The 19,657-nt window shown below is 40.0% G+C and carries 22 protein-coding genes and 1 riboswitch; of the genes, 12 read left to right on the plus strand and 10 right to left on the minus strand.

The genetic code is table 11. The features are described from left to right. The coding region (locus AB1488_02910) for a hypothetical protein (GenBank protein ID MEW6409048.1) at positions 1 to 1,904 on the plus strand (1,904 nt) is incomplete at its 5' end. Positions 1,905 to 1,945: 41 nt separating this feature from the next. Continuing rightward, a complete protein-coding gene (locus AB1488_02915) occupies positions 1,946 to 2,587 on the plus strand; it encodes a DUF1318 domain-containing protein (protein ID MEW6409049.1) in 642 nt (213 codons plus the stop codon). 33 nt (positions 2,588 to 2,620) lie between these two features. On the opposite strand, the gene AB1488_02920 is transcribed toward AB1488_02915, so the two are convergent. From AB1488_02920 to rsmG, 9 genes are all read right to left on the minus strand, one after another. After that, positions 2,621 to 3,628 carry a DUF3108 domain-containing protein gene (locus AB1488_02920; protein MEW6409050.1) on the minus strand — a complete coding sequence of 336 codons (1,008 nt, stop codon included), beginning with the start codon at positions 3,626 to 3,628 and terminating at the stop codon, positions 2,621 to 2,623. Continuing rightward, positions 3,625 to 4,320, minus strand: coding sequence for a ribonuclease HII (locus AB1488_02925; protein ID MEW6409051.1), 696 nt, complete (start codon positions 4,318 to 4,320; stop codon positions 3,625 to 3,627). The genes AB1488_02920 and AB1488_02925 overlap by 4 nt, the downstream gene beginning before the upstream one ends. After that, on the minus strand, positions 4,250 to 4,588 hold the full coding sequence (rplS, locus tag AB1488_02930; protein MEW6409052.1) for a 50S ribosomal protein L19: 339 nt from the start codon (positions 4,586 to 4,588) through the stop codon (positions 4,250 to 4,252). The genes AB1488_02925 and rplS overlap by 71 nt, the downstream gene beginning before the upstream one ends. A gap of 5 nt (positions 4,589 to 4,593) precedes the next feature. After that, positions 4,594 to 5,337, minus strand: coding sequence for a tRNA (guanosine(37)-N1)-methyltransferase TrmD (trmD, locus tag AB1488_02935; GenBank protein ID MEW6409053.1), 744 nt, complete (start codon positions 5,335 to 5,337; stop codon positions 4,594 to 4,596). Further along, positions 5,324 to 5,839, minus strand: a complete 516-nt coding sequence (gene rimM, locus AB1488_02940; GenBank protein ID MEW6409054.1) for a ribosome maturation factor RimM — start codon at positions 5,837 to 5,839, stop codon at positions 5,324 to 5,326. The genes trmD and rimM overlap by 14 nt, the downstream gene beginning before the upstream one ends. A gap of 44 nt (positions 5,840 to 5,883) precedes the next feature. Further along, positions 5,884 to 6,114 carry a KH domain-containing protein gene (locus tag AB1488_02945; protein ID MEW6409055.1) on the minus strand — a complete coding sequence of 77 codons (231 nt, stop codon included), beginning with the start codon at positions 6,112 to 6,114 and terminating at the stop codon, positions 5,884 to 5,886. A 28-nt stretch (positions 6,115 to 6,142) separates the two neighbouring features. After that, positions 6,143 to 6,400 (minus strand): 30S ribosomal protein S16, encoded by a 258-nt coding sequence (gene rpsP / locus AB1488_02950; protein MEW6409056.1) that lies wholly within the window; start codon positions 6,398 to 6,400, stop codon positions 6,143 to 6,145. A gap of 110 nt (positions 6,401 to 6,510) precedes the next feature. After that, complete coding sequence (gene ffh, locus AB1488_02955; protein MEW6409057.1) at positions 6,511 to 7,845, minus strand: signal recognition particle protein; 1,335 nt, start codon at positions 7,843 to 7,845, stop codon at positions 6,511 to 6,513. A gap of 32 nt (positions 7,846 to 7,877) precedes the next feature. Next, complete coding sequence (gene rsmG, locus AB1488_02960; GenBank protein ID MEW6409058.1) at positions 7,878 to 8,597, minus strand: 16S rRNA (guanine(527)-N(7))-methyltransferase RsmG; 720 nt, start codon at positions 8,595 to 8,597, stop codon at positions 7,878 to 7,880. 24 nt (positions 8,598 to 8,621) lie between these two features. Here rsmG and AB1488_02965 point away from each other — a divergent pair, with 24 nt between their 5' ends. The 9 genes from AB1488_02965 (at position 8,622) to AB1488_03005 (ending at position 15,635) form a co-directional block, all read left to right on the plus strand. Beyond that, on the plus strand, positions 8,622 to 8,753 hold the full coding sequence (locus tag AB1488_02965; GenBank protein ID MEW6409059.1) for a hypothetical protein: 132 nt from the start codon (positions 8,622 to 8,624) through the stop codon (positions 8,751 to 8,753). 8 nt (positions 8,754 to 8,761) lie between these two features. After that, entirely contained in the window at positions 8,762 to 8,923 is a 162-nt protein-coding gene (locus tag AB1488_02970) for a hypothetical protein (GenBank protein MEW6409060.1), read from the plus strand. Between the two features lie 4 nt (positions 8,924 to 8,927). Beyond that, positions 8,928 to 9,524, plus strand: coding sequence for a hypothetical protein (locus tag AB1488_02975; GenBank protein MEW6409061.1), 597 nt, complete (start codon positions 8,928 to 8,930; stop codon positions 9,522 to 9,524). Positions 9,525 to 9,659: 135 nt separating this feature from the next. Beyond that, positions 9,660 to 10,181, plus strand: coding sequence for an ORF6N domain-containing protein (locus AB1488_02980; GenBank protein ID MEW6409062.1), 522 nt, complete (start codon positions 9,660 to 9,662; stop codon positions 10,179 to 10,181). Positions 10,182 to 10,183: 2 nt separating this feature from the next. After that, a complete protein-coding gene (locus tag AB1488_02985) occupies positions 10,184 to 10,312 on the plus strand; it encodes a hypothetical protein (protein ID MEW6409063.1) in 129 nt (42 codons plus the stop codon). Beyond that, entirely contained in the window at positions 10,284 to 10,586 is a 303-nt protein-coding gene (locus AB1488_02990) for a UPF0758 domain-containing protein (protein MEW6409064.1), read from the plus strand. The genes AB1488_02985 and AB1488_02990 overlap by 29 nt, the downstream gene beginning before the upstream one ends. Then, complete coding sequence (locus AB1488_02995; GenBank protein ID MEW6409065.1) at positions 10,561 to 13,839, plus strand: N-6 DNA methylase; 3,279 nt, start codon at positions 10,561 to 10,563, stop codon at positions 13,837 to 13,839. The genes AB1488_02990 and AB1488_02995 overlap by 26 nt, the downstream gene beginning before the upstream one ends. 93 nt (positions 13,840 to 13,932) lie before the next feature. After that, the gene (locus tag AB1488_03000) at positions 13,933 to 15,063 is read left to right on the plus strand and encodes an AAA family ATPase (protein ID MEW6409066.1); all 1,131 of its coding nucleotides are present in this window, start codon (positions 13,933 to 13,935) and stop codon (positions 15,061 to 15,063) included. After that, positions 15,063 to 15,635, plus strand: a complete 573-nt coding sequence (locus AB1488_03005; protein MEW6409067.1) for a DUF4276 family protein — start codon at positions 15,063 to 15,065, stop codon at positions 15,633 to 15,635. The genes AB1488_03000 and AB1488_03005 overlap by 1 nt, the downstream gene beginning before the upstream one ends. A gap of 98 nt (positions 15,636 to 15,733) precedes the next feature. Here the strand turns inward: AB1488_03005 and mnmG are convergent, their stop codons facing one another. Further along, complete coding sequence (mnmG, locus tag AB1488_03010; protein ID MEW6409068.1) at positions 15,734 to 17,644, minus strand: tRNA uridine-5-carboxymethylaminomethyl(34) synthesis enzyme MnmG; 1,911 nt, start codon at positions 17,642 to 17,644, stop codon at positions 15,734 to 15,736. A gap of 44 nt (positions 17,645 to 17,688) precedes the next feature. Continuing rightward, a riboswitch (cobalamin riboswitch) is annotated at positions 17,689 to 17,965 on the plus strand. Positions 17,966 to 18,089: 124 nt separating this feature from the next. On the opposite strand from mnmG, the gene AB1488_03015 reads away from it, so the two are divergent. Next, positions 18,090 to 19,550 (plus strand): cobyrinate a,c-diamide synthase, encoded by a 1,461-nt coding sequence (locus AB1488_03015; GenBank protein MEW6409069.1) that lies wholly within the window; start codon positions 18,090 to 18,092, stop codon positions 19,548 to 19,550. Positions 19,551 to 19,657: the final 107 nt, after the last annotated feature.

A 19,657-nucleotide genomic window follows, 5' to 3' on the forward strand; every position in this document is an offset into this window, starting at 1 on the left:
TTCAATCTAAAATGACCAAGATACTTTGCTTAGGAAAAATAAAATTCGATTTAAGAGACCCTGATGAGGTCTTTTTTGCTCAGAAGGAATTTGATGCATTATTAGGGGTAAAAACAGCTTTTATAAAAACAATTGCTGCCTTGATAAGAGAAAAACCTTTTAGTATGCTTGATGACCATATAATTCACTTAATATCTCGATTGCCTTATCTCGGTGAAGGACAAGGGCTGCTTGCTAAAATACCTGTTCGTGAAATTATAAGCATGGTTAAAAAGGCAACATTCTTAAGAGAGATTTATATTATTTTTGAAGCCAAAACTGTAGATGAGATTAAACCCATACTTTTTGAGATAGGACTAAAGGTAACCAACATTAAGTTGCAGTCTGAACCCTTAAATATAACCCCATACGCTCAACTATTCTTGAAATTCCTTAAAGACGAAAAAATACTTGCTACGATTAGATTTTTACCATTTCACACACTATTTGAGTATGCGACAGAAGTTAAAAAACTCCCTGCTGCTGTATTCCGCCCTAAAAATAGTGTAATTTGGAGAGCTTATTTTGATGAAAAAGAGGCAGGTATCGAAAAAGGAATCAATGAATTGCTTATTCATATGCAGGCAGGAGAGTATCGTTCACCACACTTTGGACTCGGGAAAAATTATATAGGAGACTTTGTTGACTGGGCATCAACCGACCTAAGAAAACCATTTTTACACTATCTTCATAAATATAAGGGTAAAGGAGATCCGAGAATTTCAAGGGCACTTATTAACCTGTTAAAGGTTTCAGAAGGAGATACGATATTAGACCCTTTTGCAGGTTCTGGGGCGTTTATTGCTGATGCTCCAACTATGGGAATAAATGCTATCGGTATAGAAATATTGAATATTGGAAAGGCCATCGCAGAGGTAAAATGTAATTTAGGATTGCCCCTGACAGAATTAAAAGAACACATTATAAAATTATTTGAATCTATAGATGGTTATGAAAAAGATGTTATAACCGAAGAGCTACAGGATATAAAGGCGAAGATGAAATCGGGCAATGGTAGCAGAGCATACGAGAATCTTTCACAGCATCTCCCTAAAATTTCATTCGCTAAGAGAAAGATTGATAGCCTTAAAAACCCATCTATAAGGAAGTTTCTTCAAATCCTCTTAAGTCAGCAGGTTGTAGAGTTTTCAGAAAAGAAAAAGACTTATGACATTATGTCCACTTTTAAATCCTATGTGGAAGATAGATATCTAACACTTTATGCCACAAGAAAAATGGCAGAAGTTTTAAGGGTTGATTTTGCAAAAAATAAAGTGACGCTTATTAAAGGCGATTCTACCAATATGTCTATGATTCATGATGATTCAATAGACGGCATTCTCACATCTCCTCCATATTTTGATGCACTGGATTATATCGGAAATAATAAACCTTCTATCTTGATTCTTGGATTTGATGAGGATTTGATATGGCAATCTACAAAGATGTTTTATGAATCAAAGCACAGAGATGAAACAGAATATGAAGAGCAATTACCTCTTTTGGTTAGTGACAGATATTTTTCAATCCGATTGACACAATCAAGTCTTAACCTGATAAAACTGCTTAATGAGTCTCGGAGAGTCTATAAGTCTAAAATAGTCGAAAATTACCTCAAAATGATGACCCTTTCATTTGAGGAATGTTATCGTGTCCTAAAAAAGAACAAATACTATCTTATGGTTATCAGTAAATATCACTCTTGGCTCATTCATGGTAAAGAAGAGGTCATTGAGACATCTTCCATATTAGCAGACATAGGAAAATCTGCTGGATTTAAAGTTGTTGATGTTATTGAACATGGTTTATCAAAAGCGGATAAAGGTAAAATCGGAGTTGAGGATATTTTGGTATTTCAGAAATAAGTTGAGGAGAAATCGAGATAACCGAAAGGAGATCGAATAAGATGAGAGGACAATTTAAAAAGATAGGGCTTGTAACTGCAGTATCTGCAGTATTCATCATCACTGCCTGTGCTGTAATAACAGTGAACATCTACTTCCCTGAGAAGGATGTGAAGACAGCATATAAATCCCTTGAGGAAGAACTTATGAAGGGTCAGGCTGCACCTGAAAAGAAGGAGACGCCAGAAAAGCAGCCTGAGAAGAAGACAGAGCCGCAGAGTTATAAGGGAGGATGGATTGGAGTTGCAGAGGCACAGGAGGACCTTGCACAGCGGATATCCGAAATCATAAAGACGATGCCAGATGTTGTCCAGGCATACAAAGAGATGGGAGCAAGGCTTTCTCAGATAGATAATCTCAGAAATCAGGGACTTGTAGGTGAAGGCAATAACGGACTTCTTGCCCCGAGAGGGAGTCTTAATCCAAAAGACGCATCTACAGTCAATGCTGAGAATGCAAATAGAAATACTGTTATCCGTGGTATGGCAAGGGCAATTGTAAGGATAAACAAACTCCCAGAAAATGAAGCCAATATCTCACAGGTATTAAAACAGGCAGCAGACCAGTTCTCAGCCCTCAGGCGTGAAGGTGCAAAAGCAGGCTGGTGGATTCAAAGACCTGATGGTGGATGGGTTAAGAAATAAAGTGGGGAGAGGATCAAGGAGAGGGGATTTTTATTAATGCGCGAGTGTTGCTGTAATAGAGCCAACTTTAATCTTTGTTTCTATCTTTACGGGTGTCTTTTTTTCATCATCAGTAAGCCACACGATTATATCACCAGTCTTTCTGAAGAGACCCTCTGATTTAAGCAGGGGTTTCATAACGATGGTATCAATCTCTTTGAAGTCAATCTCTATTTTTTCTTTCCGCAAAACCTGGACTTCGACTTTCCATAGCCTCTTGCTATCAAATATGTCAACATATAAAGGGATGCCAACTTCTATGGGTTGCGTCCTTAGGAAATAGAGCCCGGAGAGGACATCCCACACACCGTTAGTCGGAATATTATGATTCTCTTTTGTATTGTTAAGATGATTGAAGAATATAGCCCGCCCTTTCTCATGCTCAAATACCACTTCTTTGTTACTTCTGTATCTTCCTTCCTTCTGCCTTATCCTGTAATTTACAGGATACCCATTACCTGACAGGTGACTCTCTGCCATGCTTTCAACATGATAGAAGATAGACCAGAAAGGCAGGGATTGAACCTTCCATGTAATAGATGTATCCTTTTCATTAGATTTAACCTCAAGCAGTGCTGTCCCTGCCAGAATACCATTCCATGCAATATCATATAAAAGCTTCTCTTCAGAAAATCTTGCTATGGCTGGTTCTTCTGTTTTAGGGGGTGGCATTGCCTTATCTATAATTGGAGATGCCTGTTGAGGTAAATATGCCTTGGCTGTTTCAATCGCTTCGCTGGAAGGAATATTATCCATCTCTTCTTGAATAGGTGGCTGATGCTCCCTGCTCGGCGCTTGATGTTCGATGCTCGTTTTACTTGTTACCTTCTTTTTTTCTTTTGGGGTTGTTGTAATCGCCGGAGTGGCCTTAATTATATCGGCAATAATTATTGACCTATGGATAGGAAGCTCAAAACCTCCTACTCCTGCAAGCACAAAAAGGACAGAGAAATGAAAAGCAAAGGATATTACAAGTGTCCCCCAAAAATTTTGTGATTTCATCGCACACCCCTGAAACTCTTCCTGTGTATCTCACAAGGACCATGTTTGTTAATCGCATTCAGATGTTCTCTTGTTCCGTATCCTTTATGGATGTGGAAATTGTACTCAGGATAAATTCTGTGGTATTTCATCATCAGACGGTCCCTTGTAACTTTTGCTATTATTGATGCTGATGCTATTGATGCGCTGAGTGCGTCACCTTTTATTATACTCTTTTGTGGAATATTGAGGAGAGGTAAAGGGATGGCGTCCGTCAGTAAGAAATCAGGTGAATACGTAAGAGACTTAACCGCAGCCTCTGCTGCCTTTATTGTTGCCTGAAGGATATTTATCCTGTCAATAGTCTTTTCGTCAACGATGCCAATACCGATATCAATTGCAATGGCATATATGACATCGAATAACCTTTCACGCTTTTTCTCAGAAACCCTCTTAGAATCCCTGAGTCCATCAATGAAACAATCCTCAGGTAATATTACAGCGGCAGCAACCACAGGCCCTGCAAGTGGTCCTCTTCCTGCCTCATCAATCCCTGCAACCAGCCTGTAACCGAGGGAGTATGTCTCTCGTTCATATCTCAGCAGGGAATTAAATCTTTCCTTCTCCAAAAGGTCATTGCATTCAGAAGACTTCCTTCTCTTTGACCTTTGCTGCCTTTCCCTTCTTTTCTCTGAGATAGTAAAGCTTTGCACGCCTTACATCCCCCTGTTTGACTACCTCTATCTTCTGTATAATCGGTGAATGTAAAGGAAATATCCTTTCCACCCCAACACCGTAAGTGACCTTTCTTACGATAAAGGTCTCCCGTGTTCCTCCACCTCTTCTACCAATAACGGTGCCCTCGAAAACCTGAACCCGCTCTTTTCCACCTTCGATTACTGTCGTATAAACCTTCACAAGGTCACCTATGTTAAATCTCCCTGGTTCCTTTTTCTTATATGTTTCTTCAATGATGCCTATCTTATTCACAGCCCTTCCTCCTTTTTAATCTCATCAATGATTTGAAGATATTCCTCTGTAAGTTTCATCTTCTCGATAAGGTCTGGTCTCTGTCTGAGTGTCCTGCTAATCGCAGCCTTTTCCCTCCACCGTCTTATCTTTTCATGGTCTCCAGAGAGCAGGACTTCTGGAACCTTCATCCCTCTGAAATCAGCAGGTCTTGTATAGTGGGGATAATCAAGAATACCCTGTGAAAATGAATCTTCGAGCGCAGACCGTTCATCACCAAGAACACCAGGGATAAACCTGACTGAAGAATCAATCACAACAAGGGATGCTAACTCTCCACCTGTAAGTACATAATCACCGATAGACAGTTCCTCATCCACAAGTGCCATCCTTACCCGTTCATCAATACCTTCGTATCTGCCACATATAAAGAGCAGTCTTCTGTTTTCTTCAGACAATCTGCGTGCTATCTCATAATTAAACTGTTTACCCTGAGGCGACATAAATATAACTAACCGTTCCTTATTATCACTTTTGAGGTATTCAACAGCCTTAAATAATGGTTCAGGCTTAATGACCATCCCTGCACCTCCACCATAAGGATAATCATCTACCACACGATGCCTATCTTCTGTAAAATCCCTTATGTTATACGCCTTGACTTCAAGTAACCCCTTTTCCCTTGCCTTTTTAAGTATACTAAATTCGAGGAAGGCATTAACTGCCTCAGGGAAAAGGGTTAGAATATCACATCTCATCAAGTCCATTAACTAATTGAACAATTATTGTTTTCTTTTTAATATCGATTTCTTTAACTACATCTTTTATCGCAGGAATAAGAATCTCTTTCCTTTTATCCTCGACGACATATACATCATTGCTACCTGTTGTGATAACATCAGTTAATTTCCCTATAAATCTACCATCAACAGAAAATACATTTGCCCCAATGAGTTCAAATATATAATAACTACCTTCTGGAAGACCTTCAAGTTCTTCTTTAGGAATCTTTATCAGGGAACCAACAAGGGGAGATGACTTTTCTGATGTGTCATATCCCTTAAAGGATAGCATAACATACTTTCCTTTAAACTTTACATTACCGACCTGCAGTATGGATTCACTACCATTTGGTGTGACTGAGATGACTCGTTTCAGTGATCTATATCGATGGGGATTATCTGTGAGGGGAAGTATCTTTACTTCCCCCCTTATACCCCAGACCTTGAGAATCTTGCCGATACTGATTAGCCCATCTTTCAAGATTATACCCCAAAAAGCAAAAGGCTTTTTTAGAGGAAGAGATTTTACTCAAGTATCTCTAAGACGCATCTCTTGCCCATTTTGGTGCCTGCCGCATTCAATATTGTCCTCATAGCCCGTGCTGTTCTTCCTTGTTTTCCTATCACCTTTCCAAGGTCACTCTGTGCTACCCGTAACTCGAATACCGTTGTCTTTTCTCCTTCAATCTCAACCACAGAAACATCATTCGGCTTGTCAACCAAAGCCTTTGCCATCTGCTCTACCAGATCTTTCATGCGAATCCACCTCCATATTTAATGCCTCTCAGGTCTGGATATTGTTTTTAATCCCAGCAGTCTTGAATATAGCCCTTACTCTGTCTGTTGGTTTTGCCCCCTTTCTCAGCCACATTATAGCCTTATCCGTATCGAGTTTTACCTCGTGTGGTTCCTTTAAAGGGTTATATGAGCCTATGAGTTCTATGAAGCGTCCATCTCTTGGCATTCTTGAGTCAGCAACCACAATCCGATAAAATGGCCTTTTGTGAGAACCCATCCGCATCAACCTTATCTTAACTGCCATCCACTCACCTCCATTAACTACTACAAATGTATTTAATTCTAATGCATTCCTCTCCCCTCACCCATACCTCTCCCCTCAGGGGAGAGGATCGAGGTGAGGGGGAGACTGTATTAAAAGGGTAGTCCACGCCCCAGATTAAAAGGCATCTTGAATCTCCCCTCTTTACCACTGAATGATTTAAGCATCTTTTTAACTATCACGAATTGTTTCAACACCCTATTGACATCAGAAACGGTTGTCCCGCTTCCCATCGCTATCCTTTTTCTGCGGCTACCGTTTATTATACCATAGTTTAATCTTTCCTTTTTTGTCATCGAGTTTATTATCGCCTCTGTCTTTATAAGTTCTTTTTCATCTATATCTGAATTAGAAGGCTTGAATCCCTTCATTCCAGGGATCATCTCTATTAACTGCTGGAGCGGACCTAATTTCCTCATCTTCTTTAGATGCTCACAGAAATCTTCGAGGTTAAAGGAATCAGCGGTCACTATCCTTCTTAATCTTAGTGCATCCTCTTCCTTTAGGGACTCCTCTGCCCTCTCTATGAGTGTAAGCACATCTCCCATACCCATAATTCTGGATGCAATCCTTTGAGGATGAAATGGCTCAAGGGCATCGAGTTTTTCACCTGTCCCTATATATCTAATCGGCTTTCCTGCAACCGCCATCATTGATAGTGCTGCACCACCACGGGCGTCTCCCTCCATCTTTGTGAGTATTATGCCAGTTAACCCCAGTTCTTCATTAAATCGCTTTGCGATATTCACCGCCTCCTGACCGGTCATTGCATCTGCAACAAGTAATATCTCTGTTGGTTTTACCGATTCCTTTATATCTACAAGTTCCTTCATGAGTTCATTATCTATATGTAATCTTCCTGCGGTATCAAGTATCACCACATCATAACCTTCTTTTCTGGCAATACTAATGGCATCGCGGCATATCTCCCTCGCATTATTCCCATCAGCATATGCTTTCACCTTTAGATGTTCACCAAGAATCCTGAGCTGTTCCTGAGCAGCAGGTCTTGCAACATCTGCAGCCACAAGAAGCAAATGCCTGCCATCTTTTTTAAATATCCTTGCGATTTTCCCAGCAGTCGTGGTTTTGCCAGAGCCCTGAAGCCCTACAAGCATGATTACCGTGGGTGGGTTTGGTGAGAGGGTAATCCTTTTATGCTCACCTCCGAGTATTGAGCATATTTCATCATAGACGATTTTCACTATCTGCTGTCCAGGGGTAATACTCCGCATTACCTCCTGACCCACAGCCCTCTGTCGAATCCTCTCAATCAGGTCCTTTACGACCCTGAAGTTTACATCTGCCTCGAGGAGTGCCAGTCTAACCTCTTTAAGGGCTTCACTGATATTCTCCTCTGTAAGGACACCTCTACCCTTTAATTTCCTGAATATCTCTTCTAATCTTGAGGTAAGACTTTCAAACATGGCTAAAGTATAAGGAAATAAGGAAATAGTTGTCAAGGCAAATATTGGATTAACAGAAGCCTTCTTCTATATTCTGAAAATGGAAGGGTGATCTCTTTAATATTCTTGATTACACCACCAGATTCTTTAATCTCTGTAGTTAAATCTTCAATCGGTTCTTTTATCCCTCTGCTTATTGCAATAATGCCATCTTTTTTTAATAGAGGAATAGCGATACTGATGAGTTTGCTCGTCTTGAAGAGTGCCCTTGAAATCACTATATCAAATGTATTGGGATATAGCAATGATAGTCTTTCGGCTCGTTCGTGAAGAACTGCAACATTCTGGAGGCTGAGACATCTGAGTATATGTTTTAGAAAGAGTATCTTTTTGAGGGTAGAATCTACGAGTATGAGTTCAATCGCGGGTAGATATATCTTTAATGGTATACCTGGAAATCCAGCCCCTGTTCCTATGTCAATAACCTTTACTCGAGTTTTTAGGGGTAAGACTATTAAAAATGATAAAGAATCCAGAAAATGTTTAATGACTATATCACTGTCAGTTTTCAATCCTGTAAGATTATATGTCCTGTTCCACTTTTTGATCTCGGTGAGATAAATCATAAAGAGGTCTATCTGGTTCTGTTTGAGGGAAAGACCCAGCATCTCCGCACCTTTTTTGAGTAACTCATCAGGTTTTAAGTTCTTCTGCATACACCTTTTTAAACTCTCATCCCTGACTTTTTCGCCGCTGAACTTCTTATTGACCATACAGCATTAATAATATAAAATTATGTGACTCTTGGCAATGTAAAGATTATCCGTATTGCAGCAGCCTTTGAGATTGCAAGAAGGATTATCAAGTATTGGCGGGGTATAATAAATAAAGTTTTTGTGTCATTCTTGCTTCTTCAGGGGTTAAACTAAAAGATGATATGGGAAAAGTTTACAAAGACAAAAAATCGAAGGGCTGTGCATTATGTAAGCCGCATAAGCATGGCTGGGCACCGAAGAAGAAGGCAAAAATTATCGCTATTGAAAAGGAAATAGCTAAAGAGATAAATAAAGTAATCGACAGTTCAGTCCAGAAGGATTAAAGATATGTATGCAGTTATAGAAAAGAGTATGTTGCATATATCAGTTGCTAAATTTTACAGCATGGACTGGTATGGTAAGGACTGGTTGGATTCCAGAAGAGAGAAGTTTAACTTTGACTACGGATATCTTGAGATAGATGTGCATAAAAATGGGAAAAAGTATTTGACCGGTTTTGTTATTGATCCAAGGACATTTATTATTGACTATCTGAAAACGCGTTATAAGAAAACACTGAATCTACCAAAAAGGATAGAGTCTGTTTCAATAGATTCATCCGATCGCACAGAACTATTTTCAGTAGATTTTCTTAAAACACATGGTTTTGTGGGCGATGAAATGGAAAAGGATTTAATATTTCCTATGTTTGTGAAACAGAAAGGGCAGATAAAGGTGCAGGGATTTGAGGTTCTTTATCCTATTTCTGTAATTAAATATCTCGTTAAGAGATTTAAATACAAAGGAACCACGCTTGTCAGAGAAGGAGAGGATGTTTACAACCTGAAGACCAAAAGGAGATGGAAGATAAATAGAAAAAGAAAAAAGGTTTCAAATAAAACTGACAAAGGCAAAGTTTCTGGGAGGGAAAAGGGAGAGGTTTAAGTTGTGAAAGATGGTTAAAAATTGTGACCTCATTCTAATATTGATTGTAGCTATCGCAAAATGCGATATGTTTTCCTGCAAGTATGAACGACAAAATTGAGGTCACAATCTGGCACCTCAAGATTGAGAGGCAAAATGGCTGATATTATTCCATTAGAGACAATTGAAAGGCGAATTCTTCTAATTCGTGGACAAAAGGTGATGCTGAGCACTCATTTGGCTGAACTTTACGGCGTTGAGCCAAGGGTATTAGTCCAAGCTGTTAAGAGAAATATGAAAAGATTCCCTGACGATTTTATGTTTCAATTAAACGATGAAGAATTTAAAAACTTGAAATCACAAATTGTGATTTCAAGTTGGGGAGGTTTGCGGCGTGCGAATCCATATGCGTTTACAGAGCAAGGCGTGGCAATGCTCTCCAGCGTCCTTAACAGCGAAAGAGCAATCAATGTCAATATTGCTATTATGCGTGCTTTTGTCAAACTACGGGAAATGCTCTTTACCCATAAAGACCTTGCCCGCAAGTTGAACGAGATGGAAAAGAAATACGATGCACAATTTAAAATAGTCTTTGATGCCATTCGTGAACTGATGACTTCTCCTGAAAAGCACAAAAGGAAAATAGGTTTTTTAAGAGAAAATGAGAGGCATGGATAAGAATGAACAAGATTTTCTCTGAAATTGATAAAAAGTTGAAATTAACAAAAGCAAAGTTCCTGGGGGGAAGAGGGAGAGGTTTAAGCTATAGGAGATATTTGTATGAAAACATGGACTCATCCAGGGGGTAAACTCAGAGAGCTTGGGGCTGAATCTTTAACAGATGCTGAACTTTTAGCAATACTTATCTCCACAGGCACAAAAGGTAAGACTGCAGAAGAAGTTGCACAGGAGATTCTTAATAAATTTGGCTCCTTCAAAGGCATGGCAAATCAACCATTGGAGAAGTTTCTCGAAATCAAAGGACTTGGGGATGTAAAGATTATCCGTATCGCAGCAGCCTTTGAGATTGCGAGGAGAATTGTTAAAGAGGTCTTAGATGGTGAAAAAGAGAAAAAGGGTTAAGCTTGTCACTGAAAAGCCATCCCGCATACCCGATATTTCAGAAGAAATAACCACTAAGAAATTTAAAGAATACATCGAGCAAATCACTCAACTTAATACAGAATCAGCTAAAGCACAAAGGTTCCTTATTCTTTTAAAAGATGTCTTTGGCGATGTCAATGCGGGGTTTATCGAAGACTATCTCCATGGTGTAGAAAAATATGTCAGCGTAAAACAAAAGGACATTATACTTAGAGGCAGGATTGACACCCTTTATGGAAACCTGATTATAGAGTTTGAGAACGACCTAAGGAAAAAGCTTAACGATGCGATTGAGCAGTTAAAAAGATATATTTCTTATCTTCTTCAATTAGGAGAAAAGGCGAGTTATTTATGCCTCACCACAGATGGGATTTTATTTTATGTCTACTCACCAAAAATAAAAAGCAATAAGGAAGTAGATCTTGAAGAAATCGAAAGGATGGATTTAACAAAGACTGAGCCTTTTCAGGCTTATTTCTGGATTGATAGATATTTCTTCAGAAAGACGCTACTGCATCCAAAGACCGAAGAAATAGTCAGGGATTTCGGGACAAAAAGCCATGCATTCAAATATTCTCTTAATACCTTTGAGCGGATATGGAGCTCTGTAAAAGACAGAAGTGATTTTAAAGTTATCTATGACAACTGGGAAAAATATCTGAGGATTACCTATGGAAGTGTCAGCGGAAGTGGAGATCTTTTTCTCAGGCATTCTTACCTTGCAGTATTTACAAAGCTTATTGTCTGGATGCGTCTTTCAGAAAGTAGCACCGTTCCTTCTTCAGAAACTATTATTAAAATTCTTGAGGGGGAGTTTTTCATCGAACAGGGGATTGACAACTTTCTTGAAGAAGACTTCTTTTCGTGGATTGTAAGGGAGCAGGCTAAAGATACAGGCCTTGATATTTCCAGAAAACTCATAAACCAGCTTGCAAATTACAATCTCAGAGAACTTTCAGAAGATATACTGAAATCCCTTTATCAAGAACTTGTAGACCCTGAGACAAGACACGACCTCGGTGAATATTATACCCCTGACTGGCTTGCACAGAGGATGGTGGAGTATATTTTAAAGGATAATCCATTTGCCTCTGTTCTTGACCCTTCATGTGGCTCAGGGACGTTTCTTTATATGACCATTAGACATAAAAAGCATGTGCTTGGACAGAAAAAAGAAACCCTTGACCATATTATTAAAAGCGTTGTAGGCATAGACATCCATCCTCTTGCTGTTATCACAGCAAAGACAAATTATCTCCTTGCCCTCGGAGACCTCCTTAAAAAGAGAGGCAGAAAGAGAGTATCAATCCCAATTTATCTTGCAGACTCCATACATCCACCTGAGGAGAAAATACAGCATAGTCTTTTAACACCTGTCCCGAGCTATCACACAAGGATTGGTGAAAAAGAGGTTTTTATCCCTGATACTGTAATCCACGATCCTGTGGTATACGACAATGTAATAGACACCACAAAGGAATTTGCAAAACATTTTGCAGGCAAAGCAGAAGGCACTCTTGAGGCATACGAAAATTTTGTAAAACAGCATATCCCACAACTGAATGACAAGAACACAATTGACATGCTTTTCTATACGGCAAAGGCGATGAAGGAACTTATAGAGGAAGGAAGAGACACTATCTGGGCATATGTCATGAAAAATATGTATAAGCCCTTATTCCTTAAACATAAGTTTGATGTAGTTATCGGCAATCCTCCGTGGTTGAGTTATCGTTATGTGGATAAAGGCGAATACCAAAAGTTCCTGAAGAAGATGATTGTGAATGATTACAAACTCCTTAGTGGTGTTAGTGATACCTCTAAAGATGAGAAGATGAAGGTTAAAGCGGAATTAATAACCCATATGGAACTTGCCACGCTATTTTATCTGAGGACTGCTGACCTTTATCTTAAAGATGGAGGATTGATTGCCTTTGTAATGCCAAGAAGCATATTTACTGCGGATCAGCACCATACCTTTAGAAGTCAGCAATATCCGCAAAAGCTTGGATTTACCGAAATATGGGATATAGAGAAGGTCAAGCCATTATTCAATGTTCCAACCTCTGTATTTATTTCAAAGAAAGGGATTAAAACAGTTTCGCCATATATGGCTGAGTTCATATCAGGAGTTCTTGAAAGAAAGAATACAGGGCTTATCGAGGCTGAAAAATCTTTGAAAGTTACCGAGGGAAAACTTTATGTAAGTATTAAAGGTGAGCGTAGTTTTCTATCACCTTCGGAAAAGGGTAAAATTGAAGCACAAAGAAGCCTCTATCATTCAATGTTTAAGGAGGGTGCAACAATCGTTCCACGCAATTTCTGGTTTGTGAATATAAAGTCCCATACGATGTTCGGGATTAACCCATCGGCGCCTTATGTAGAGACCTCAGAGGCTTCAGAAAAGACTGCAAAGGAAAATTACAAGGGAATATCGCTGAAGGGGAATATTGAAAAGGACTTTCTCTATGCAACCCTTCTTTCAACTGATATAGTTCCATTCGGTCATCTTGATTTCAGGATTGTTGTTTTGCCATTGATTCAGGAAGAAGAGAACTATGCTATCATAAAAGAATCTAAGGCGAGCAAGAAAGGATTTATCCATCTCGCAAAATGGCTCCATAAGGCACAAAAATATTGGGAAGAGAAAAGGGGAGAGAAGGCAAAAGAGATGGATGCCGTTGATTGGCTCGACTACAGGCATAAGCTATCTGAACAGAGACAGGCAAAATACAAAGTCTTATATCCTACATCAGCAACATACCTATGTGGGTGTGTGGTTGAGAAAAAGCCGATTAAGATAAGAATCGAAAAGCAGGATATCGAACTTCAGGACTTTGTTGCTGAGTCAAAAGAATATTATTTTGAGACGAACAAAAAAGTAGAGGCTTATTATCTTTGTTCGATATTAAATTCGCCCACAGTTGATGAACTTATAAAACCTTTACAGAGTCGTGGACTTTTTGGGCCAAGAGACATTCATAAAAAAGTCTGGGAACTTCCGATCCCCGAATTCTACCCATCAAATAAAGACCATATGGAACTTGCAAGATTCGGCGAGGAATGCACAAAGAAGGTCTCAAAACTCCTCTCAAAAGGCACTTCATCAAAAACATGTGCTGAACTCGTTTCGGCATCCATCGGGAATCTGAGAAAAATGATAAAGGCTGAACTGCAAGAGGAGATTAAGGAAATTGATGGGATTGTGAGGAAAATTCTAAAAGCTGGATAAGAATCATCTGATAAATAAAATATTTTTGTTGGAATATCAAGAGATTTTTGGTATTCTTAAATTTAAAAGAAACCTCTTTGGAGGAGAAAAAGCATGATTAAAAGACTACAAGTAAAAAATTACAAAAGTTTAAAAAAACTGGACTTTGAACTTGGAAAGAGGAATGTGCTGGTTGGTCCTAACATGTCTGGGAAAAGCAATTTGATTGACTGCCTCAAATTCTTGACACAAATGTGCATTTCTGGTGTGAATACTGCTCTTGTGGATCGTGGTAGATTCCCAGAGGTTGTCTGGAAAGGAGAAGATAATGGCCCGATTTCATTCAGGTTGGTTATCGATTATGGAAAAAGTTATGAATATGAAATCTCAATAATAGGTGCTCCATCTGGTTTGATATCCATTGAAAGAGAATATCTGACTGTTAAAAATGGAACTCAGATAGCCCCATTGATTGACCTCAGGCATGGCCATGGAAAGGTCATGCATGCAGATAGTACAGAAGCATTTGTCTTTCAAGATCCTACCCGATCTGCCCTTGAGTTTACAGTACCTGGTTGGGAAGGGATGGTTGTTAAGTACTATATCTCTTCTTGGCGTTATTATCGCTTACTACCGGCACTCATGAAACGAGAAAATGCTGCAATTGCACAAGATTTCCTTAACGAAAGTGGCGATAATTTTTCGAGTTGGTTTATGAGACTGCAAACTAATTATCCAGACGCATTTCATCGAATAAAACAGGTAGCACGGGATGTCTTCCCTGATTTAAAGGAAATTCTTATTCCACCAACCCAGTTTGCTACAACTTTTATGACTACCCGAGAAAAGCATCTTAAACAACCTATTACAATCTGGCATATGTCAGATGGGGAAATTGTATTTTTAGCATGGTTGTCTTTAATTTTTGCACCTATTGGAGCACCATTATATTGTGTTGAAGAATTAGAGAATCATTTACACCCAAGATTATTGGAGACATTGGTTGAAGTGCTAAACCAAAGGCAAAAGGAATTAGGACCCAAAGCTGCACAAATCATAGCAACTACACATTCACCATATCTGGTAGATAAAGTGAATTTTGAAGATCTTGTTGTAGTTGAAAAAAGTAATGGTGCTACAAGATGTACACGACCTGCCTCTAAGACGCATCTCAAAGAGCTTTTGGAGCGTGAAGAACTTGGGCTTGGAGAACTCTGGTATTCAGGTGCCCTGGGTAGTGATTAATGACGCTCTACGGGATAATAGTAGAAGGGAACTATGATAAGGCAGCATTCAAAGAAATAATTAAAAAATGTATCTTAAGTGATATAAAAATAATCTCACGTCCATGTGGTGGCAAGGATCATTTAATGAAGAGTTTTCCAGGCCATCTCAAGTCATTTTGCTATGAAAAGCAAGGATCGCATATAGATAAGGCTCTTGTAATTCGTGATGCTGATAACAGAGACCCTGCAGAATTGCATAAGAAAATGGAAAGCAAAATTACAAACAGAACCTATCCTTTCGAAGTGAAATTCATAATCATTATCCAAGAACTTGAAACGTGGTTTCTTGCTGATGAGGAGGCAATTTCCAGAGTCACTCAAGCCCGTTCCGGAAAACCTGTAGCCAGAGTTAATGAAAATCTTGAATCAATTCGTCAACCTAAGGAGAAGCTGCAGGAAATTCTTTCTAAAGCAGGAATATATTATACTCCAGAAGTTGCAAAGGAGATCGCCAGAGAATTAGATTTATCTAAGATAGAATACCACTGCCCAAGGTTTAGGGAATTTCGCCAAGCCGTTATTGATTGTTAGTTTTTCAATTATGGGAATAACTTGTAGGCAAAAGAAAAAGACCAGATAATCTCCGACCACATCTCCTCCATCACCAGCCAGAAATTACAGAAAAAGTTTTACCTCAAAAAGTCTTCTGACTTTTTGGTGACCCCGCTTCTCGTCTGCTGTTCAATCGCTATCAAGAGTATAGAGACTGCAGCAGGTGTTACGCCTGATATCCTGCTTGCTTGACCTATGGAAAGCGGTCTTATCTCTTCAAGCTTGGAGATTACCTCGTTTGAAAGTCCCTTAATAGCCCTGAAGTTAAAATCTTCTGGAATCTTTCTGTCTTCAAGTTTCTTAAATCGCTCTACCATCTCATTCTGCCTTTTTATATAGCCTTCATACTTTACCTGTATCTCTACTTGTTCTTTTACATCCTGTGTCAGTGGTCTAAGAGATGGGGCTATTTTCTCTATACCCTGATAGTTTACCTCCGGTCTTCTAAGAAGATGACAGAGGGTTGTATCTGGTTGTAGAGAATCTATTCCTATCCTGGCAATCTTTTTCTCAAAGCCTGGAATCGAATATACCCTCGTTCTCCCCAGCCTCTCTATCTCTTCTCTTACAGCCTCTTTCTTTTCAATGAATCTCCTGTAATTCTCATTACTCACAAGTCCGAGTTTATATCCTTTTTCCATCAATCTCATATCAGCATTATCCTGACGGAGCAGAAGTCTATATTCTGCCCTTGAAGTAAACATCCTGTAAGGCTCATTCGTCCCCTTTGTAACGAGGTCATCTATAAGGACACCGATGTATGCCTCTGAGCGGTCAAGAACAAACGGTTCTTTTCCTTTGACCTTCAAAGCTGCGTTTATCCCGGCTATCAGTCCCTGTGCCGCTGCCTCTTCATAGCCTGATGTGCCATTAATCTGCCCTGCATGATAAAGCCCTTCGATAAGTTTTGTCTCGAGTGTTGGCTTTATCTGTGTAGGTGGAACAAAGTCATATTCTATGGCATATCCAGGACGTATTATCTCTCCCTGCTCAAGCCCCTTTATTGTTCTGACAAGTGCTACCTGAACATCAAAGGGAAGACTCGTTGAGATACCATTTGCATAATATTCCTTTGTATCTAATCCCTCTGGCTCAAGGAATACCTGGTGTCTTTCTCTGTCAGAAAATCTTACTACCTTATCTTCTATCGAAGGACAATACCTTGCTCCAATGCCCTTGATTCTCCCGCTATACAGGGGTGAACGGTCGAGACTGCCGAGTATTAGCTCATGTGTCTGTCTATTGGTATATGTCATATAGCAGGGGAGTTGAGGATTAGTTATCCTCTCTGTGGAGTAAGAAAATGGCAAGGGGGGGTCATCACCATATTGAGGGGTCGTCACAGAGAAATCAATACTCTTTGCATCTATCCTTGGCGGCGTCCCTGTCTTCAGCCTCCCCAGCCTGAAACCGAGTTTTCTTAGTGATTCTGAGATGCCGATTGCTGGAAATTCGCCTGCCCTTCCTGCAGGAAAGTTCTCAAGCCCTATATGAATCAAGCCATTAAGAAATGTCCCTGTGGTGAGTATCACTGCCTTTGAGAGATATTCGATCCCGAGGTTATTCCTTACACCCCTTATTCTTTCATCTGTAACAAGGACATCTACAATCATCCCCTGTTTGAGATCGATATTTGGCTGTCTTTCAAGCACCGATTTCATAGAGAGTCTGTAGAGCTGTCTGTCGCACTGAACCCTCAACGCCCATACTGCCGGCCCCTTGCTTTTATTCAACATCTTGAACTGAATACCTGCCTTATCGGTATTGACAGCCATCTCACCACCGATAGCATCTATCTCTTTTACGAGATGACTTTTGGCAAGTCCACCAATAGCAGGATTACATGACATCATCGCCACATTATCAACATTCATCGTAAATGCAGCCACAGCGCAGCCCATCCTTGCTGCAGCAAGGGCTGCCTCACAACCAGCATGCCCTGCCCCAATAACGATTATGTCGTATTCTTTATCGTAGGTGTAGGTCATAAAAATCTGTTGACAGACCTCCTCTATTATGCTAAAGATTTACTTAAATTAAATAAGACATCTGTTTATGTCAAGGGAATCCTGTAAGAGGTTCTAGAGAACCCCATTCAGGAGCGGACCCGCCGCTGTAGACGGGGACGAAACTCACAACAGCAGTGAAGAGTGATTAGTTAATAGTGAAAAACTGACTACTAACTACTATACACTATTCACTGCTGTTAAGCCACTTGGGCTTAACAGCTATGGGAAGGCGTGGGGAGTAGGTTGGCGAAAGCCTGTTACCCGTAAGCCAGAAGACCTGCATAGACAGAGATGCTCTTACGAACTTCGAGGGTAAGGGGAGTAGGGCAACCTAACTCCCCAATCCTAAGCTTCTCGGGATTGGGTTTTATTTTGCCCGATTCTAAATCCTCGGAATCGGGTTTTTGATTTGGGATGCATTTTTATGACAGGGATTGTGCTTGCAGGGACGAAGAGTGGAGATGGCAAGACTACTATCACTTTAGGTCTCCTGTATGCTTTCAAAAAAAGAGGGCTTAATGTATCTGCTTTCAAGGTAGGTCCTGATTTTATTGACCCAGGGTTTCACCGTCTCGCAACAGGTAAGGTTTCAAGAAATCTTGATGCATGGATGTGTCCAGAAGACTATGTGAGGCAGTGTCTTATAAAAAATTCCTCGAATGCAGACCTTTCAATTGTAGAAGGTGTTATGGGGCTTTTTGACGGTGGTAGAGGGAGCACTGCTGAAGTGGCAAAAGTCATCAGACTACCTGTAATACTGGTGATGGATGTATCTGGTGCTGGAGAGAGCACAGCGGCTATTATCAGAGGTTTTATGGAGTTTGATACCAGTATAACTATTGCAGGTGTAATCCTTAATAGGATTGGAAGTAAGAGGCACTTTGAACTCATCAAAGGGGCAATCGAGCACCGATGCAACATCCCTCTGTTAGGCTACCTCCCTGCTGATAAAGAGATAGTTATACCTGAAAGACATCTCGGTCTTGTCATGGCACATGAAAGCCCTATCTCTGAGTCTTCTTTAGAAAGATTGACCATGCTTATAGAGGAATGTATTGACATCGATGGTTTGATAAATATCGCTTTATCACCAATTACACAAGGCACTCAAAATGTCATTGCGAGGAATCTTAGAGAGATTGCTTCGCCGGAGCCTGCCCTGAGCGATAAAACGAGATTCTTCGCTAACGCTCAGAATGACAAAAGTGAAGGGGCTCGCAATGACAGAAGTGATAGAATTTCTCAAGTCCGAATAGCAATCGCACGAGATGACGCCTTCTGTTTTTACTATGAAGACAACCTTGATATACTTAGAGAATCCGGTGCAGAGATTATCCCCTTTAGCCCGTTAAACGATCTTTCCCTTCCTGAAGGTATTGACGGCGTCTATATCGGAGGTGGCTATCCTGAACTTTATGCAAAGAGGCTTTCAGAGAATACCGCCATGCTGAGAACAGTGAAACAGTGGGCTATGGACGGAATGCCGCTTTATGCCGAGTGTGGAGGTTTCCTGTATCTGACAAAAGGGATAAACACCGATGGGCAATTTTATCCAATGGTCGGGATCTTTCCTGTTGAGGCATATATGAGAAACAAGAGATTCTCGCTCGGCTACAGAGAGGTTGAACTACTCTCAGATATAATACTTGGAAAGAAGGGAGAAAGACTAAGGGGACATGAGTTTCATTATTCCGAGATAGGAGATATGCCTCTTGAAATAAAGAGGGCTTACAGGGTCAAGAAGATAGATGGCATACAATTTACTGAGGGTTACAATCTAAAAAATACCATCGGAAGTTATATACATATCCACTTTGGAAGTAATGTAATAGTTGGAGAGAACATTGTCAGATTCTGTTCCCCTCACCAATCCCCTCTCCCCTGAGGGGAGAGCCCTGAACTCGTTTCAGGGGAGGTGTGGGGGAATCGAAAGGAGGTGAATTCATGGATAAAGAATATATTAAAAACGCTAAAAGACCTGAAGAAAACAGG

This window comes from Nitrospirota bacterium, from assembly GCA_040756155.1.
Lineage (GTDB): Bacteria > Nitrospirota > Thermodesulfovibrionia > JACRGW01 > JBFLZU01 > JBFLZU01.

Excerpts from the sequence above, each read along its gene's own strand:
- AB1488_02915 (MEW6409049.1), top strand. The coding sequence starts at position 1,946 with ATGAGAGGACAATTTAAAAAGATAGGGCTTGTAACTGCAGTATCTGCA.
- AB1488_02920 (MEW6409050.1), bottom strand. The coding sequence starts at position 3,628 with ATGAAATCACAAAATTTTTGGGGGACACTTGTAATATCCTTTGCTTTT.
- AB1488_02945 (MEW6409055.1), bottom strand. The coding sequence starts at position 6,114 with ATGAAAGATCTGGTAGAGCAGATGGCAAAGGCTTTGGTTGACAAGCCG.
- rpsP (MEW6409056.1), bottom strand. The coding sequence starts at position 6,400 with ATGGCAGTTAAGATAAGGTTGATGCGGATGGGTTCTCACAAAAGGCCA.
- ffh (MEW6409057.1), bottom strand. The coding sequence starts at position 7,845 with ATGTTTGAAAGTCTTACCTCAAGATTAGAAGAGATATTCAGGAAATTA.
- rsmG (MEW6409058.1), bottom strand. The coding sequence starts at position 8,597 with ATGGTCAATAAGAAGTTCAGCGGCGAAAAAGTCAGGGATGAGAGTTTA.
- AB1488_02970 (MEW6409060.1), top strand. The coding sequence starts at position 8,762 with ATGGGAAAAGTTTACAAAGACAAAAAATCGAAGGGCTGTGCATTATGT.
- AB1488_02975 (MEW6409061.1), top strand. The coding sequence starts at position 8,928 with ATGTATGCAGTTATAGAAAAGAGTATGTTGCATATATCAGTTGCTAAA.
- AB1488_02980 (MEW6409062.1), top strand. The coding sequence starts at position 9,660 with ATGGCTGATATTATTCCATTAGAGACAATTGAAAGGCGAATTCTTCTA.
- AB1488_02985 (MEW6409063.1), top strand. The coding sequence starts at position 10,184 with ATGAACAAGATTTTCTCTGAAATTGATAAAAAGTTGAAATTAACAAAA.
- AB1488_02990 (MEW6409064.1), top strand. The coding sequence starts at position 10,284 with ATGAAAACATGGACTCATCCAGGGGGTAAACTCAGAGAGCTTGGGGCT.
- AB1488_02995 (MEW6409065.1), top strand. The coding sequence starts at position 10,561 with ATGGTGAAAAAGAGAAAAAGGGTTAAGCTTGTCACTGAAAAGCCATCC.
- AB1488_03000 (MEW6409066.1), top strand. The coding sequence starts at position 13,933 with ATGATTAAAAGACTACAAGTAAAAAATTACAAAAGTTTAAAAAAACTG.
- AB1488_03005 (MEW6409067.1), top strand. The coding sequence starts at position 15,063 with ATGACGCTCTACGGGATAATAGTAGAAGGGAACTATGATAAGGCAGCA.
- mnmG (MEW6409068.1), bottom strand. The coding sequence starts at position 17,644 with ATGACCTACACCTACGATAAAGAATACGACATAATCGTTATTGGGGCA.
- AB1488_03015 (MEW6409069.1), top strand. The coding sequence starts at position 18,090 with ATGACAGGGATTGTGCTTGCAGGGACGAAGAGTGGAGATGGCAAGACT.